The organism is Micromonospora eburnea, from assembly GCF_900090225.1.
GTDB lineage: Bacteria > Actinomycetota > Actinomycetes > Mycobacteriales > Micromonosporaceae > Micromonospora > Micromonospora eburnea.
The window spans coordinates 970,291-985,335 of sequence record NZ_FMHY01000002.1 but is presented as its reverse complement, the minus strand read 5'-3'; the positions used below and the strand labels follow the sequence as shown (position 1 = coordinate 985,335).

Here is a 15,045-nt window from a genome sequence, read left to right as displayed (position 1 = left end):
CCAGGCCCACCCGGGGCGCCTACTCGTTGCGGGCCGTCTCCGGGCCGGTGACCCGGCGCAGCAGCGGCAGCGTCAGGGCGACGATGCCCAACGACACGGCCAGTCCGCCAGCGACCATGAGGTAGAACGAGCCGTCCGGCGCCAGCAGCGTGTAGCCGAGCTGCGCCCGCAGGAACAGGTGCGCGGCCAGGAACCCCATCCCGATCGCCACCACGGCGACGACCAGCAGCGGTACGACGGTCTCCAGCGCGACCACCCGGCGCAGCGTACGCAGCTGCATCCCGGTGAGGCGCAGCATGCTGAACGGCCGCTTCCGGTCGCTGAGCCCACCGGCCACGCTGACCGCCAGGCTGCAACCCGCGATCGGCAGGCTGGTCAGCATGATCACGTTGGCCAGTTGCTGGAACTGGTTCAGCTGTCGCGCGGAGTTCGACTCCCATTCGCCGACGCTCGCCGGGAAGCGCCCCTGCGGAAACGCGTTGATCAGCATCGTCCGGGCCTGCTCGAACGCGGAGCGGCTGGTCGTGTTGACGACCACCGACCGGATCGGCTGCCGGTCGACCTCCGCGGGGTCGATGTCGGCGGCGGCCCAGACGTAGGTGTCACTGGTCAGGTCGAACGCGCGCATGCCGATGAGGTCGTAGGCCACGACCGCGACCTGTGCCCTGGCCGGGCAGCTGCCGAACGCGGCCATCCGGTCCAGCTCGGCGCAGGTGATGACGCCCGGCCACCACTCCCGATAGGAGGCGTCGTCGGAATCCGTCGACCCCCGGGGGTCGACCGGTGGGCGGTCGATCGGATTGGCACGGACCACAGCCACGCCGCGCACCCCGGGGATCGTGCTGAGCCCGGCCGGGATCTGGTCCACGGTCGGCGCGGGGCCCTCCTCGGGCCAGAACTGCTTGGCCAGTGAGGTGGCGGCCACCGAGTCGGTGCGTGGTTCGCCGCGGTTGGCGACGAAGGTGGTGATCGTGCCGGTGGCCACGCTGGTCACGAACAGCGCCACGATCAGCCCGCTCACCGACCGGAAGCCGGCCTGCGGGTTGTCGGCGAGGCGGCGCCCGGCGATGAGGGTGGCGGGCCGGCTCGCCCGCCCGGCCAGCACCCGGGCGCCGATCATGGTCAGCCACGGCCCGGCCAGCACCAGCCCGACCAGGATCAGCAGAAACCCGGAGAGGTACGCGGTGATCTGGGCGTTGGTGGTGGGGGGACGCCGGTCGATGAAGTACGTCAGCTCGGCGAGGCCGGCGGCCAGCGGGATCAGCCGCCAGATGCGCGGCGGTTTCGGGGTGACCCGCCGGGTCACGCCCAGCGGCGAGATCTGCACCCGGCGCAGTGCCAGCCAGGCGGCCACGACCGCGCCGAGCGGCACGCCGAGCGCGACCGCCAGGACGTCGACGACGGTGAGCGACAGATCGGCGGTGAAGAACGCTTCGCCGGTGAACGGGATCGCGGCGAGGGCCGGCCGGAGCGCGAGGAACAGGCCGAACCCGACGGCGGTGCCCACCGAGGCGGCGAGCGTCGACTCCACGGCCGAGATGAGGGAGATCTGCCGTGGGGTGGCACCGACCAGCCGCATCGCGGCGAACCGCTGCTCCCGGCGGGTCGCGGCCAGCCGGGTCGCCGTACCGATGAAGATGAGCACCGGGAAGAGCAGCGCGGCGGCGACGACGGAGAGCACCAGGGTGAGACCGTCGTGGTTGATCCCGACGTAGCAGCCGCTGCAATCGCTCGGTGAGGTGGTCATGATCTGGGTGATCCGGGTCGCCCCGAGCTGCTCCAGGTCGCCCGGGTCACGGCCGATGACGATCAGCAGCGATTCGGGGGAGGGCAGCGCCGCCCGGCCGATCGTGCCGATCTCGTGGCCGGGGAAGCGGTCGCCGAGTTCTGCGGCCGGCGTGTCCCGCAGCAGCTCACCGAGGGCGGGCGAGACGTAGTACTCGCCGGGGCCGGGCAGGCGCGGGATGCCCGGCGGGACGGGCGCGTCGGGACCTGTCGCCGCGACCTCGACCCGACCGATCGAGCGGCCGTGATGGTAGTCCTCCCGGAGCAGCCACCACAGGGGATCGGCCGACGTGTCGGAGGAGGACGGGGCGACGGCGGTGTTGAGCCATCCGTACCGCTGGTTCTGCGCGCCGACCGCGTTGATGCCGGCCAGCGTCGACAGGAGCATGCCGACACCGAGCGCCACCGCGACGGCGATGATGAGCAGCCGGGTGGCGGCCTCCCGGCCACCGGCCAGGGACAGCCGCAGACCGAACCGGATCATGAGTGCACCAGCGCGTTCACCTTGCCGTCGCGCACGATGACCTGCCGGTCGGCGTACGCGGCCACGCGGGCCTCGTGGGTGACCAGCACGACGGTCGTGCCCTGCTCGCGGGCCGAGGCGACCAGCAGGTCCATGACCTGCTCGCCGGTCAGCGTGTCGAGCGCCCCGGTCGGCTCGTCGGCGAACAGCGCCCCGGGCCGGGCGACCAGGCCCCGGGCCAGCGCGACCCGCTGCGCCTGGCCGCCGGACAGCTCACCGGAGCGGCGGTGCTCCAGCCCGGCCAGGCCGAGCCGCTCGAACCACGGCCGCGCCGCCTTGAGCGCCGCGGCCCGCTTGACGCCGCCGAGCAGCAGCGGCAGCGCGACGTTCTCCGCCGCGGTCAGCTCCGGCACGAGCTGCCCGAACTGGAACACGAACCCGAACTGGTCCCGGCGCAGGATGCTGCGCTCCTGCTCGCTCAGGGTGTCGATCCGGCGGCCGTCGAAATGGATCTCCCCCGCGTCGGGGACCAGGATGCCGGCCAGGCAGTGCAGCAGCGTCGACTTCCCGGAGCCGCTCGGGCCCATGATGGCCACGATCTCGCCCGGGGCCACCGCGATGCTGGCGCCGCGCAGCGCCGGGGTCTCGCCGAAGGACAGCACGACGTCGCGCGCCTCGATCGCCTTCATCCCCGCACCACCTTGCGCAGGGCGTCCAGCCGGGCGACCGTGGTGTCGATCCAGTGCAGGTCGGCGTCCAGGTGGAACAGGCCGTGGTCGGCCAGCATGGCGTCGACCAGGTCGCCGCTGCGCCGCAGCTCGGTGAGCTCCTTCATCCGCCGCAGGTGGGTGGCGCGCTGCGTGTCGAGATATTCCTCGGCGGGGCGGCCGAGCATGAGGGCCAGCACGACCTTGGTGAACAGCACGCTCTGCAGGTTGGGCTCGGCGTCGACCGGCTCGGTCAGCCACGACTCGAACTCGGTCGCGCCCCGGTCGGTGATGACGTAGCGCTTGCGCTCGGGGCCGACGCCCGGCTCGACCTCGCCGACCACGATCTTGCCGTCCCGGGTGAGCCGGCCCAGGGTCGCGTAGACCTGGCCGAACGGCAGGGGCTTGCCACGGCTGAAGAAGGAGTCGTAGTCGCGCTTTAGGTCGTAGCCGTGGCTGGGCTCGCGTTCGAGCAGGCCGAGCAGGGTCATGGGAACGCTCATGGCGACACCATACCCTGGGCGTATACCTCGCGTATATATCCCCGGCGTATATCGACACGGGTCGCGGTTACGCTGCCGCACGGCGGAGGGAGAGGGATGATGACTCGGTGCCGACCAACCGACTGGAGGCGTTCAGCGACGGCGTCCTTGCCATCATCATCACGATCATCGTGCTGGAGCTCAAGGTTCCCGCAGGTCACGGCTTCTCCGACCTGGTCCGCACGACCGGCGTCGGGCTACTGACCTATCTCCTCACCTTCGTCTATGTCGGCATCTACTGGAACAACCACCACCACATGTTTCACCTCGTACGACAGGTCAGCGGCGGAGTGCTGTGGGCGAACCTGGGGCTGCTGTTCTGCCTGTCGCTGTTCCCGTTGACGACGGCCTGGGTCGACGACTCGAGGTTCGAACCGACCCCCGTCGTCATCTACGGTGTCAACCTGCTCGGCGCCGCGATCGCGTACTTCGTACTCCAGACGGTGATCATCCGGCAGCAGGGACCGGCGTCACTGCTGAGGCGGGCCGTCGGCGCCGACATCAAGGGCAAGATCTCGCCCGTGTTCTACGTCGCGGGAATCCTCAGCGCCCTGCTGATCGACCGGCGCGGACACGTCGGAGTCGCGCTCGCCCTGGCGTGTTTCGTCGCCGTGGCGATCATGTGGGTCGTACCGGACCGCCGTATCGACCGGGTGGTCCACGAGCACGAAGCCGCCGGCTAGGCCGCTGACCGCGGTCGGCCTCGAAACCCGCCGTGCCGCGCCCGGCTATCGCAGCACGACGACCCCGTCGATGATGACCGTGCGGCTGCTGGTCGACTTGATGACCATGGTGCCCCGCAGCTGCGCCTGAGTGGGAAGCCAGAGCAGGACCCGGCCGCTGGTGGCACGCTTCAGGTTCAGCTTCCCGATGGTCGCGTTGCCGATCGACACGGTGACCTGACCGCAGGTGGGACAGGTGTAGGCGACGATGCCGAACCGCCTGCCGGTCACCGCGTGCGAGGCCTTGCCCTTGGCCGCCAGCTTCGTGTACGTGCCGCGGTAGTAGGAGCCGCTGGTGCGCCGTGCACTGCCGGCGGACACCGCGAGCCACCGGTCGTCGTACGGGGTCGCGGTGCATTTCTCAGCCGACCAGGCGGTGGTCCGGTTGGCGTGGTCACGGGCCCGGACCGAGAAGCAGTAGAGGACGCCGGCCGTGGCAGCGAGCGTGGTCTTCCTCGCCGACGTGCGCTGAAGTGCCGCCGGGTAGACGTAACCGCTCAGTCCGCTGCTGGCGGAGCTGGTGCGGTAGCGCACGTCGAAGTTGGCCACAGCGACGTTGTCGACCCCGGTCCAGGAGACAGCGACCGACTTCGACAGTTGCACGACGGCGGGCACGGACACGGACGCCGAGGTGGGTGCGGCGAAGTCGACCACGAAGCGCACGTCGGGCAACACGACCGTCCGGCCCCGGACCGAGGCGGTGGCCTGCAGCGTGTGCAACCCCTCCGGCAACTGCAGGCTGTCGACGTCAGGGCTGCCCCACCACAGTGTCCTGGTTGCGTTGACCGTCATCGGGCTGCCGAAGCGCACCGGTATCCGGTTGTCGATGGTGGCCGTCACGGCGTCGGCCGGGCCGGGATTGTCCACGGTGATGCCGACCGGCGTGCGGGAAGGGGAGTCGAAGACCTCCCCCGCAGTCGGGTTGGTCACCCGAACCGAGGGGACCAGGGCGACCACGACGTCCACCGTCGCGATCCCCGGGGGGCAGTTGGGGTAGATGATCAGGCAGTCCGCGCCGACGCCGATCCGGTGCGGGCCGTTGGACAGGTACCGCGGGGGAACGGCGAAGCGGAAGGTGCCGTCCTCGCCCAGCCGGGCGATGGGCCCGGTCGTCCGGATGCGGTCGGCGTCGAGATGGGCCGCGAGGTAGGTGCCGGGCTCCAGCGTCCGGCCGACGTCCGGGACGTGGCCGGTGAACCAGATCCCCTCCTCACCGGAGGTGCTGATGGTCGCGCCTGCGGCCGGGGTGTCGATGACGATGTCGTCGGCCACCTCGTCGACGTAAACCAGCCGACTGGCCGTGCCGGTGCCGCCGAAGCTGCTCGGCACCGTGGCGGAGAACTGGTAGACGCCATCGGGCACGCGAGCGATGTCGACGCTGACCGACCAGCGCCCGTCCGGGCCGGGAGACGCGATCCATTCCTGGTCGGGGCTGCCGGTGAAGGACACCGACACCGTGTCACCCGGGTCCACACCCTGGAGCCGGCCAGCCACCAACACAGAGCCCGGGTTTATCCGGGCGCCCGCGGCAGGTGAGTCGAGCCAGATCACCTCGGCGGCGGCCACCGGCGTGGAAGTGGCGGTCAGCACGCCCAACACCATCGTCAGCGCGGCAAACGCACCAACCAGTCGTCGAACCGTACGCATCGCCCGCACCCCCGTGGGCCGAAGGCGGGTAGGACACCCACCGCCTACTCAAAACCACTGTGGCCCGGCGAGCGCCGCGATGTCGTCACCCGAACAGACGAACCGACCCCGGACTTCCCGGCCGGTGATCCTCCCGCCGCCGCATCCCCAACCCGTGGTGCCACCGCGGTCAGCGCGAAATGAACGGTACGGCCGGTCCTGCGCCGCCCCAGCCGATGCGTCAACGGCACCAGCAGCCCGTGCAGCAACGGGTGCTTACGTACCAGCGCTCGGCTGGCTGCCCGGTCCTCCGCCCCGCTCAGCCGCCGCGCCACCGCCTCCACCGGCGTCCCGGTCGGCTTCCCCAGCGCCGTCGACGGCGCCACGGTCACCCGCGGGTTGTTGCGGATCCGCTTCGTCTTCCACGCCTTCTCGAAGCTACGCACGTACGCCCGCTCCCCCACCACCGCGACGCTCACCGCCGTCGGCACGGCCGTCCCGTCCCGCTTGAGGGTCGTCAGCACGACCGTCTTCTGCCGCGCCAGCGGCGCCCACGCGGAGGCCGGGGCGGGATCCACGTACCCGACCACCCAGCCACGCCGAGCAGCGCGGCCACTCCACGTACCAGTGCTCTCATGGTCGGGAGACGGCCCGGCGGCCGGCGGTGTGACGTGGCGTGAACGACACGGCGGGCGGTACCGGTGCACCACCGGTACCGCCCGCCCCCGCGATCAGCCCTGGCCGGGGCCCTCGTTGACCCGGCGGACGTCGACCTCGACGTCAACCCCGTGGTCGATGAAGACCTGGGTGAAGCGCCTGGCCCACTCCAGCGCCTCCTCCTTCGACCGCACCTCCATCAGCGCGAATCCGGCGATGAGTTCCTTGGTCTCGGTGAACGGACCGTCGGTGATGGTCGTCTTGCCCTTGGTGGCGGTGATCCGCGCGGCGTCCTCCTTGCTGCTCTTGTGCAGCCCCGCGGCGGCGAGCAGCACCCCGGACTTGACCACCTCCCCCATGAAGGCGCCCATCTGCTTGATGAACTCGGGGCTCGGCTCGAACGTGCCGGGGACGTTTTCGTCCAGCTTGTGCATCAGCATGTACTGCATCTGGAGAATCCTTTCAGGAGAGGTTGCCGCGGACCCGGACGGACACCGCGGAGAGCCAGCCGAAAATGACAACCGAAGCGACGACCAGCCGGACGCTCATGCTGTCCTGGTCGGGCCACGCCATGACGACGATGGTCGCCAGCGCGCACAGCACCGAGAAGAGCGACCAACCCCGCTCACCGATCCGCCGGAAACGGCGGGCGAACACCAGGCCGGCGACGGTGAGCGCCCCGAACGCCAGCATCGCCGCGGCCCCGTGGCCGGCCGAGTGCCAGCTCATCGTCTCGGGGTTGCCCTCGGGCGCGCCGGCCGGCCAACCCATGCTCGGGTCGGCCCGCATCACCCCGGCGGCGACCATGCCGACACCGAAGACCGCCACCAGCGCCGGCCCCCACGTCCCGGCCGGGCCGCCGCGCAGCGCCCGCCGCAGCCCGGCGGCGCCGGCCAGGGCCAGCAGCCCGGATACGACGAAGTTGGCGACCTGGATCCAACCGTAGTCACCCAGGGAGAGCAGGCTCAGTGGTTGCCGGCTCAGGTCGAAACCGTCCCGGGTGAACACCTGCGCGAAGGACAACCCCAGGAACAGCGGCCCGACGGCCATCCCCCCGGCGAGCAGGGTCGCCGTCGGAACACCCCGGGTCGTACCGGCCCGCGTCAGCGTCGCACTGGTCATCTCGATCTCCTTCAGTCATCGGCTCTCGCTGACGCGTCGATCGGGGCGACCGGGATCCGACATCCCGTTTCAAGATTTTTTACGAGCGGCAGGCGGCGGCCCGGTCGAGCAGCAGCGCCCGCTCGCGGGCGTTGCCGGTGAGCGACGCCGCCCGCTCGAACTCGACCCGCGCCTCGTCCTGCCGGCCGAGCTTCGCGAGCAGGTCACCGAGCACGCTGGGCAGCGGGTGATAGGACTCCAGCGCCGGGTCGTCGGCCAGCGCGCGGGCCAGCTCCAGGCCGGCGGCCGGCCCTTCGGCGTAGGCGACGGCGACGGCCCGGTTCAGCTCCACCACGGGTGAGGGCACCAGCCGGGCCAGCTCCGCGTACAGGCCGGCGATCCGCGCCCAGTCGGTCTCCTCGGGGGTACGCGCCCGCGCGTGGCAGGCCGCGATCTCGGCCTGGAGCACGTACGGGCCGGGCTGGCCGGCGCGGGCCAGGTCGAGGGCGGCGAGACCCCGGCGGATGAGCAGTCGGTCCCAGCGGCTGCGATCCTGATCGTTGAGCAGAACCGGCGCGCCGTCCGGGCCGGTGCGCGCGTGGGTACGCGACGCCTGGATCTCCAGCAGCGCCGCCAGCCCGTGCACCTCCGGTTCGTCGGGCATCAGCCCCTGGAGCAGCCGGGCCAGCCGCAACGCCTCCTGGCACAGGGCGGGCCGCATCCAGTCGTCGCCGGCGGTGGCCGCGTACCCCTCGTTGAAGATCAGATAGACGACCTCCAGCACCGAGTCGAGCCGTTCGGCACGCTCGGCCCGCCCGGGCACCTCGAACGGCACCCGGGCGGCGGCGAGGGCCTGCTTGGCGCGGGTGATCCGCTGCCCGACCGTGGGCTCGGAGGTGAGGAAGGCACGGGCGATCTCGCCGACGGTCAGGCCGCCGAGCAGCCGCAGGGTGAGCGCCGCCCGGGCGATCGGGGACAGCACCGGGTGGCAGGCCACGAAGATCAGCCGCAGCAGGTCGTCCTCGATCGGCTCGTCGAGCCGGGCGTCGAAATCGGGGGTGACCTGCTCGTCAAGGTCCCGGCCGAGTTTGGCGAGCGTACGTTCCTGGGTCTGCCGGCGGCGCACGGTGTCGACGGCCCGGCGCTTGCCGACGGTCGTCAGCCACGCGCCCGGGTTGGCCGGTACGCCGTCGCGCGGCCACTGTTCGAGCGCGGCGACCAGGGCGTCCTGGGCCAGTTCCTCGGCCAGCCCGACGTCGCGGACGACCGCGGCGATGCCGGCGACGACCCGCCCGGCCTCCATCCGCCACACCGTCTCGACGGTGCCCCGCACCTCGGACTGCCCCATGGCTCAGGACCCTAACAACCGGTGCCGGGCAGCGGCGCTCACCAGGCGCCGCACCGCGAGCGGACCGGGCGGGGACGCGGGCGCGGCCTTTCGGTCGGACCGCATCCCCGCCCCGGCCGTCCGGTTCGGATCAGTGGCGACCTGTCGTGCCCAGGAAGTGGGTGATGAGGTCGGCAAGTTCCTGTGGGCGCTCGGCGACCATGGCGTGGCTGGCGCCGTCGAGGTGCACCACCCGCAACGACGGGTTGTCCACGGCGGCGATCCGCTCGGTCGTGGCCCGGCGGTAGGCGGCGTACAACTCGCCGAAGGCCTGTTGTTCGGGAAGGTCCTCGGTGGCGAGTACGAGCAGCAGGGGGCACCGGGTGTCCTGGTAGGCGGGAATCAGGTCGAGCGACTCCATCGCTTCCCGTAGCTGCTCGGTCAGCTCCGGGCCGGGGCGAAGCCGGCTCCGGCCGTCGCCGCACGGCAGGAGGTTACGTTCGAAGGCCGCCACCCAGTCCTCCGGCGCTCCGCCGTACCGCTGGGCCATCGCCCGCTGCCCGTCCAGTGCCGCGGCGAGGTGTTCGGGGCTGAGCGGCGCCGCCAGCATCGCGGCCATCCCGTCGAAGGCGGCCCGCAGCTTGGCGAGGCCGGCCGCCGCCTGCTCCGGGTCCATCCCGGTGAGCTGCTCCGGGCGGCCCAGCGTCGGGTTCCCGTCCAGGCTGACGGCGCCGGGGCACTCCGGGTGCCGCTGCGCCCAGAGCGCGGCCAGCATTCCGCCGAGGGAGGCACCGACCACCGCGGGGCGGGTGAGGCGGAGGCCGTCGGCGACGGCCGCCAGGTCGGCCAGCGCGTCGTCCCAGCGCCACGGGCCGTCTCCGGAGCGCCCGTGCCCGCGCAGGTCGACGGTGACCACCCGGTGCGCCGGCCGCAACCGCTCGGCCAACGCGGTCATCTGGGCGAGATTGCCGCCGGCACCGTGCAGGAGCAGCAGCGGACGTCCGGCTCCGCCGAAGTCGCGGTAGGCGATCGGCACCGCCCCGGAGTTGACAAAGGTCTCAGGCACGTCTGGTTCCCTCCTGGAGGAGTCGGTCACGGACGGAGGCGGACCGCACGCCACCCTCGGGGTGGCGGGCCAGCTTGCCGCGCACGGCCAGGTCGTGGACACCCTGGCGGGTGATGCCGAGCATGGCGCCGGCCACCGCGTACGACACCGACTCGGCGGTGGGGTGACCCACCCGTCGCGCGACGATTTGACCGAGCGGGCTCCGCCACCAGTCAAGGGGTGGGTCGAACGGGCCGTCCCCGGGCCAGAGCGTCGAGATCACCCGGGCGATCGCCGCGTAGGCGGCCCGGTCGTCGCCGCTGACCATCGTGGCGGCCAGGGATCTCGACCGCTGGTGGGCGACGGCCCGCAGCGAGTCGACGGCGTCGTGGCCGTCAACCAGGATCTCGATCGGGTCGAGCAGGCGGATGTCGATCAGCCTGGCGAGCTGTTCGACCAGGTCCTCGTCGCCGGATGGCATGGCGCCCCCCTCGTTGCTTGACAAGCATCGTCAAGCACTTGACGTCGAGTGTCAAGTGCGACGGTCGGGGCTGGGCCGCGCAGGACCAGCGTCCAGCGGAATGTCGCAGGGGGCGCATAGCCTCCCCCGGTCACGACAACCGCAGGGGAGACGACGTGCTCGACCACTTCTCCGTCATGGTCCGCGATCTGCCGGCCAGCGCCGCCTTCTACGACAAGGTGCTCGCCCCGCTGGGCGCCCGGCGCATCATGGAGCCCGGCCCGATCGGCTACGGCGTCGACAGCCCCGACTTCTGGCTGGTGCCCGCACCGGCCGGAGCCGGCGATCCGCTGGAGGCGCACATCGCCTTCACCGCCCCCGACCGGGCCGCCGTGCAGGCGTTCCACGACGCCGCGGTCGCGGCCGGCGCGGAGGTGTTGCACGCGCCCCGGGTCTGGCCGGAATACCACCCGACGTACTTCGGCGCGTTCGTCCGGGATCCGGACGGCAACAACGTCGAGGCCGTCTGCCACCGGCCCGAGTGATCGACGAGGCGGGCGGTCAGCGCAGCGGGTCGTACGTGCCGCGCGGCACGTGCGGCCTGCACCGGCGTACCCGGTCGGCGGCCATCCGCCCGCCCACCGCGAGACCGTGTTTCTCCACCGCCGCGAGCCCGTACGCGCTGCACGTCGGCGAGTAGCGGCAGCGGCCGGGCCAGCGGTGCGACAGCCAACGCCGGTAACCGACGATGGCGGCCCGGCCGGCCCGGTCCACGACGGGCGTACGGGTGACGGTGGCGGCGACCGAGCCGAGGGTCAGCAGGAACGAGAACAGGCCGAAGTCGCAGCAGTCCGGGCCGTCGCAGTCGCAGGCGTCGCAGCCGCCGCCGTCGGAGCCGCGGTTCTTCTTCTTGCGCTGCCGCTTGCGCCTCAGATCGAACACGACGCCATGATGCGGCACCGGCGCCACCGCCGCGGGTGGCGCCGGTGCCGCAAGGCGTCGGGCCGGACTCAGCCGGGCAGGGGCATCCGCTGCGCTTCGGCGGCGGCCTGGTCGAGGCAGGCCGGCACGTCGCCCGCATGGTACGGGTGTTCGCTCGGCTCGATGCCGGCGAGGAACATCGCGTACCCGGCGGCCAGCCGCAACGGCGCGACCGGGCGGAGCAGGTCGACGGCGCGTTCCGGGTCGCTGCCGGGCACGTCGGCCCGCCACCGGGCGGCCCACGCGTCGAGCAGCGGCGCGGCGGCGGCCCGGTCGAGGGTTTCGGTGAGCCGGAGGATGTCGAAGGCGGGGTGCCCGACGAACGAGTCACCCCAGTCGATGACCGCCCGCCGCTGGCCGTCGCCGCGTACGTTGCCGGGATGCAGGTCGCCGTGGACGAGGGTGTCGGGCAGGCCGCAGTCGCGTACCCGGTCGAGCCGCTCGTCGAGGCCGGCGAGCAGGTCGGCCACCACCGCGGTGTCGTGCGGGGCGAGCCGGTCGCGGATCCACCCGGCGAGGCCCGGCCCGCGCAGGTCGGGTACGCCGACCGTGACCAGCGCGGTGACGTCGCCGACGGCCCGCAGTTGCACGGCGTGGTGGTCGGCGGCGATGGCGGCGCGTTCGGTGTGGTCGGCGGCGTAGCGGTCCTCGCCGGGTACGTGGTCGAGCAGGATCCGGCCGGTGTCGTCGGCGGCGAGCAGGGCCGGTCCGGTGCCGGGCGCGGCGGCGGCGAGCCAGCGCAGCACGCCGGCCTCGTGCCGGAAGAACGCGGGTACCTGCTTGAGCCAGGCGCTGCCGTGCGGGCCGTCGAGCCGCCAGATCGCCGACAGGTTCCAGGTGCGGCGCTGGGCGACACCGGTCACCGGCCGGCCGAGGCGGTGCAGTTCGCCGGTGGCCCAGGCGAGGCTGTGGGCCGGTCCGCCGGGCTGCGCCCAGGGGGCGCGCGACGGGTGCGGCGACAGGTCCACCGCCACCGGTTCCAGGGGTACGGCCGGGGGCGTGGTGACCTGGCCGAGGTAGGTGAGGTGGCCGCCGGGCGGCTCGGGACGGTCGGCGGCGAGCAGCCGCAGCACGGCCACGTCGACGCCGTACCGGCGGCGGGCCTCGTCGACGATCGCGCCGACCTCCTGCCACCAGGGCTCGGGCACCTCGTACGGGGGCAGGGCACCGAGCGGCACGCCGGCGCCGTCGACGAGGACGAGGGTCACGGTGCGGGACACGGCCGCGACGCTAACCTCGCCGCCGCCGTACCGCGAGCGGTTATCGACGGCCGCAGCCGGCCGGGGCGGGTCCGGGGCGACCGGCACGCGAAGGGGCATCCCCGAGCCGGGTCAGGCGCACACCTCCGGGGCCACTACGGGTTCGCCCCCGATGCCCCGGCCCGGCCCCGCTGACACGCTAAGGCAATGACGACGACCGATCACCTGACGACCCGTTCCCCGTACGCCTGGATGCGGCCGGTGGCCGTGACGGCGTCCCTGCTGCTGCTCGGCTACGGGGTGCTGCGCCTGATCGGCGGCCTGAACGGGCCCCGCGACAAGACGGCGTGGCCCTGGATGGTCGGACACACCCTGTTCCTGTTCGGCATCGTCGCGTTCGGGGCGCTGATCGTGGGCCTGCACGGTCTGCTACGGGCCACCTCGCCCCGGCTGGGGGCGGTCGACGACGTGGCGGCGTTGGCCGGCCTGGTCGGCGCGGCCGGCTTCGTGTGGGTGATCCTCGGTGACCTGTTCCCGCGCTTCGCCGACGCGGTGGCCACGCCGGACCTGGTACTGCTGGGCGGGCCGGCGCTGTTCGAGCTGGGCCTGCTCACGCTGCTGGTCCGCGCGGCTGTCGCGCGACTGCTGCCAGCGTGGGCGCCGGTGCTGGTGCTGGTCGGCTTCGGGTCGTTCGCGGTGAACCTGGACCTGCTGCCGGTCGGCGCCGCCCTGGTCCTCGCCGGCCTGCTCCCCCTCGGCCGACGCTGACCGGGTACGGTCCGAGCATGGAGCAGCGCGTCAGCCTGATCACCCTCGGCGTGGCCGATCTGGCCCGGTCCCGCGCCTTCTACGAGCGCCTGGGCTGGCGCGGCCAGGAGGTCGAGGAAACCGTCTTCTTTCAGGCCGGCGGCTTGGCGATGGTGCTGTGGGGGCGGGACAAGCTCGCCGATGACGCCGGCCTGACCGACCGGGGCACCGACGGCTTCGGCGGGCTCAGCCTGGCGCAGAACGTGCGGACCCGCGAGGAGGTCGACGAGCTGCTGCGGGTGGCGGCCGAGGCCGGGGCAACGATCACCCGCCCGGCCCGGGAGACCTTCTACGGCGGATACGCGGGCTGCTTCACCGACCCGGACGGTCACCTGTGGGAGATCGCCTGGAACCCGGGTTTCCCACTGGCCGAGGACGGCTCGCTGACCGTCCCGGACTTCACCGCCTGACGGTCAGGTCCACACGGTACGGCGGAAGCCCCGGTGGCCCGTGCACGCGTCGCGCTGCCCGCCGGTGAGGCTGACCGTCCCATCCCGGCACTGCACCAGCCAGCCCTTGCCGGACCAGAACCCGTGGACGCAGTCGAACCAGTCGCAGACTCCCCGGGCCGGCCGGCGGATCCGCTGGCCACCGCAGTAGTCGTACCCGAAGGGGTTGGGCGGGGCGCCGCAGCGCCGGTCGGCGACCGGCCGCGCGGTCCGCGACGGCTCGACCGTGGGGGTGGTGCGGGTGCGGCGCGGTTTCGGCGACGTGGACGCGGCGGCCCCCACCGCGGGGGCGAGCGGCGAGGGTGGGGGCGTGGTGGCGGCCGCCGGGGTGGCGGCGGCGGCCCGCTCGACGCCGGGCCGTACCGGGGGGTCGGACTCGAAGAGGAGCGCCGGCACGATCAGCGCGACGGCCGCACCGACCGCGACGGTGCGCCGCCCGCCCGGTACCCGCGCGGAGATCCGGGCCTGGGCCGGGGTGAGGACGGCCGGCCGGACCGGCCGGTCCGCGGTGTGTTCCTCGATCAGCTCGTCGAGTTGGGCGACGACCGCCGCCCGCTGTTCGATCGCGTCGGCGAAGGCCAGGGTCAGCTTGAACCGGAAGTCGGCGACCGCGCCGGTCGGCAGCAGCAGACCGGAGGTACGCCGCCGGTCCAGGACCTGGATCAGCGTCACCGGCGCCCCCGGGTCGTGGGACAGCCCGGTCATCCGCCCGTACGTCCAGTCGCGCCGGCCCCGCCCGCCGAGCAGCACGAGCCGCCGGTTGGTGAGCACGGCCAGCCCGGCGTCGACGGTCCGTACCCCCTCGGGGCGGCGCGGGCGCAGCACCGGCGGGTCGACCTCGACGGTCAGCTCGGGGGCCGGCAGCACGGCGGTGTGCCGCACCTCGACCAGTTGCGCGGCCGGTAGCGTCCAGAAGACCACCTCGCCGGGGCCGAGTTCCATCGGCAGTCCCGCGGCGGCCTCGGCCGAGCCGTGGAAGGACCCGGCGAGGGTACGCAGCCGACGCAGTTCGTCGTCGCGTCGCCGCCACGCCTCGTCGGCGGTGCGGAAGGCCCGCTGTCGCCGGTCGTTCTGCCGGTGCGCCCACCGGTACCGCCATGTGGAACCCGTCGAATCAGTCATCGCCATACCGACTCCTCTGCCTCGCAGAGTCCACTGGGTGTCATTTCTGTCA

Annotated in this window: 17 protein-coding genes; 4 read left to right on the top strand and 13 right to left on the bottom strand. The window is 72.8% G+C overall.

Annotated elements, in window-relative coordinates; genetic code table 11:
* Positions 1-19: 19 nt before the first annotated feature.
* Genes GA0070604_RS04885 through GA0070604_RS04875 form a run of 3 tightly spaced genes read right to left on the bottom strand, consistent with a single transcriptional unit; the run spans position 20 to position 3,458 of the window.
* Positions 20-2,269 carry an FtsX-like permease family protein gene (locus GA0070604_RS04885; RefSeq protein ID WP_091114845.1) on the bottom strand — a complete coding sequence of 750 codons (2,250 nt, stop codon included), beginning with the start codon at positions 2,267-2,269 and terminating at the stop codon, positions 20-22.
* Entirely contained in the window at positions 2,266-2,937 is a 672-nt protein-coding gene (locus GA0070604_RS04880; protein WP_091114843.1) for an ABC transporter ATP-binding protein, read from the bottom strand. Before GA0070604_RS04880 ends, GA0070604_RS04885 begins: the two co-directional genes overlap by 4 nt.
* Positions 2,934-3,458: a PadR family transcriptional regulator gene (locus GA0070604_RS04875; RefSeq protein WP_091114839.1), complete on the bottom strand. Its 525-nt coding sequence runs from the start codon at positions 3,456-3,458 to the stop codon at positions 2,934-2,936. Before GA0070604_RS04875 ends, GA0070604_RS04880 begins: the two co-directional genes overlap by 4 nt.
* Positions 3,459-3,565: 107 nt before the next feature.
* Between GA0070604_RS04875 and GA0070604_RS04870 the strand changes: the two genes are divergently transcribed.
* The gene (locus GA0070604_RS04870; RefSeq protein WP_091114836.1) at positions 3,566-4,180 is read left to right on the top strand and encodes a TMEM175 family protein; all 615 of its coding nucleotides are present in this window, start codon (positions 3,566-3,568) and stop codon (positions 4,178-4,180) included.
* 45 nt (positions 4,181-4,225) lie between these two features.
* Here the strand turns inward: GA0070604_RS04870 and GA0070604_RS04865 are convergent, their stop codons facing one another.
* From GA0070604_RS04865 to GA0070604_RS33305, 7 genes are all read right to left on the bottom strand, one after another.
* Positions 4,226-5,866 (bottom strand): fibronectin type III domain-containing protein, encoded by a 1,641-nt coding sequence (locus tag GA0070604_RS04865; RefSeq protein ID WP_141721233.1) that lies wholly within the window; start codon positions 5,864-5,866, stop codon positions 4,226-4,228.
* Between the two features lie 44 nt (positions 5,867-5,910).
* Positions 5,911-6,423: a PPOX class F420-dependent oxidoreductase gene (locus tag GA0070604_RS04860; protein ID WP_167363397.1), complete on the bottom strand. Its 513-nt coding sequence runs from the start codon at positions 6,421-6,423 to the stop codon at positions 5,911-5,913.
* Positions 6,424-6,576: 153 nt separating this feature from the next.
* Positions 6,577-6,951 (bottom strand): YciI family protein, encoded by a 375-nt coding sequence (locus tag GA0070604_RS04855; RefSeq protein ID WP_091114827.1) that lies wholly within the window; start codon positions 6,949-6,951, stop codon positions 6,577-6,579.
* A gap of 13 nt (positions 6,952-6,964) precedes the next feature.
* Positions 6,965-7,624: a DUF998 domain-containing protein gene (locus GA0070604_RS04850; RefSeq protein WP_091114823.1), complete on the bottom strand. Its 660-nt coding sequence runs from the start codon at positions 7,622-7,624 to the stop codon at positions 6,965-6,967.
* Positions 7,625-7,703: 79 nt separating this feature from the next.
* Positions 7,704-8,951 (bottom strand): RNA polymerase sigma factor, encoded by a 1,248-nt coding sequence (locus tag GA0070604_RS04845; RefSeq protein WP_091114820.1) that lies wholly within the window; start codon positions 8,949-8,951, stop codon positions 7,704-7,706.
* A 130-nt stretch (positions 8,952-9,081) separates the two neighbouring features.
* Positions 9,082-9,996 carry an alpha/beta fold hydrolase gene (locus GA0070604_RS04840; protein ID WP_091114817.1) on the bottom strand — a complete coding sequence of 305 codons (915 nt, stop codon included), beginning with the start codon at positions 9,994-9,996 and terminating at the stop codon, positions 9,082-9,084.
* On the bottom strand, positions 9,989-10,456 hold the full coding sequence (locus GA0070604_RS33305) for a hypothetical protein (protein ID WP_091114813.1): 468 nt from the start codon (positions 10,454-10,456) through the stop codon (positions 9,989-9,991). Before GA0070604_RS33305 ends, GA0070604_RS04840 begins: the two co-directional genes overlap by 8 nt.
* A 155-nt stretch (positions 10,457-10,611) precedes the next feature.
* On the opposite strand from GA0070604_RS33305, the gene GA0070604_RS04830 reads away from it, so the two are divergent.
* Positions 10,612-10,980 carry a VOC family protein gene (locus tag GA0070604_RS04830; protein ID WP_091114809.1) on the top strand — a complete coding sequence of 123 codons (369 nt, stop codon included), beginning with the start codon at positions 10,612-10,614 and terminating at the stop codon, positions 10,978-10,980.
* 16 nt (positions 10,981-10,996) lie between these two features.
* On the opposite strand, the gene yidD is transcribed toward GA0070604_RS04830, so the two are convergent.
* A complete protein-coding gene (gene yidD, locus GA0070604_RS33300) occupies positions 10,997-11,377 on the bottom strand; it encodes a membrane protein insertion efficiency factor YidD (protein WP_244161745.1) in 381 nt (126 codons plus the stop codon).
* A gap of 68 nt (positions 11,378-11,445) precedes the next feature.
* Entirely contained in the window at positions 11,446-12,636 is a 1,191-nt protein-coding gene (locus tag GA0070604_RS04820; RefSeq protein ID WP_091126907.1) for a phosphotransferase family protein, read from the bottom strand.
* Between the two features lie 186 nt (positions 12,637-12,822).
* Between GA0070604_RS04820 and GA0070604_RS04815 the strand changes: the two genes are divergently transcribed.
* Both GA0070604_RS04815 and GA0070604_RS04810 read left to right on the top strand, forming a co-directional pair.
* The gene (locus tag GA0070604_RS04815) at positions 12,823-13,383 is read left to right on the top strand and encodes a hypothetical protein (protein ID WP_091114803.1); all 561 of its coding nucleotides are present in this window, start codon (positions 12,823-12,825) and stop codon (positions 13,381-13,383) included.
* 17 nt (positions 13,384-13,400) lie between these two features.
* Positions 13,401-13,832, top strand: coding sequence for a VOC family protein (locus GA0070604_RS04810; protein WP_091114800.1), 432 nt, complete (start codon positions 13,401-13,403; stop codon positions 13,830-13,832).
* A gap of 3 nt (positions 13,833-13,835) precedes the next feature.
* On the opposite strand, the gene GA0070604_RS04805 is transcribed toward GA0070604_RS04810, so the two are convergent.
* Complete coding sequence (locus tag GA0070604_RS04805; RefSeq protein ID WP_091114798.1) at positions 13,836-14,999, bottom strand: hypothetical protein; 1,164 nt, start codon at positions 14,997-14,999, stop codon at positions 13,836-13,838.
* Positions 15,000-15,045 lie beyond the last annotated feature (46 nt).

Excerpts from the sequence above, each read along its gene's own strand:
- GA0070604_RS04810 (WP_091114800.1), top strand. The coding sequence starts at position 13,401 with ATGGAGCAGCGCGTCAGCCTGATCACCCTCGGCGTGGCCGATCTGGCC.
- GA0070604_RS04875 (WP_091114839.1), bottom strand. The coding sequence starts at position 3,458 with ATGAGCGTTCCCATGACCCTGCTCGGCCTGCTCGAACGCGAGCCCAGC.
- GA0070604_RS04865 (WP_141721233.1), bottom strand. The coding sequence starts at position 5,866 with ATGCGTACGGTTCGACGACTGGTTGGTGCGTTTGCCGCGCTGACGATG.
- GA0070604_RS04855 (WP_091114827.1), bottom strand. The coding sequence starts at position 6,951 with ATGCAGTACATGCTGATGCACAAGCTGGACGAAAACGTCCCCGGCACG.
- GA0070604_RS04815 (WP_091114803.1), top strand. The coding sequence starts at position 12,823 with ATGACGACGACCGATCACCTGACGACCCGTTCCCCGTACGCCTGGATG.
- GA0070604_RS04845 (WP_091114820.1), bottom strand. The coding sequence starts at position 8,951 with ATGGGGCAGTCCGAGGTGCGGGGCACCGTCGAGACGGTGTGGCGGATG.
- GA0070604_RS04880 (WP_091114843.1), bottom strand. The coding sequence starts at position 2,937 with ATGAAGGCGATCGAGGCGCGCGACGTCGTGCTGTCCTTCGGCGAGACC.
- GA0070604_RS33305 (WP_091114813.1), bottom strand. The coding sequence starts at position 10,456 with ATGCCATCCGGCGACGAGGACCTGGTCGAACAGCTCGCCAGGCTGATC.
- GA0070604_RS04850 (WP_091114823.1), bottom strand. The coding sequence starts at position 7,624 with ATGACCAGTGCGACGCTGACGCGGGCCGGTACGACCCGGGGTGTTCCG.
- GA0070604_RS04885 (WP_091114845.1), bottom strand. The coding sequence starts at position 2,269 with ATGATCCGGTTCGGTCTGCGGCTGTCCCTGGCCGGTGGCCGGGAGGCC.
- GA0070604_RS04805 (WP_091114798.1), bottom strand. The coding sequence starts at position 14,999 with ATGGCGATGACTGATTCGACGGGTTCCACATGGCGGTACCGGTGGGCG.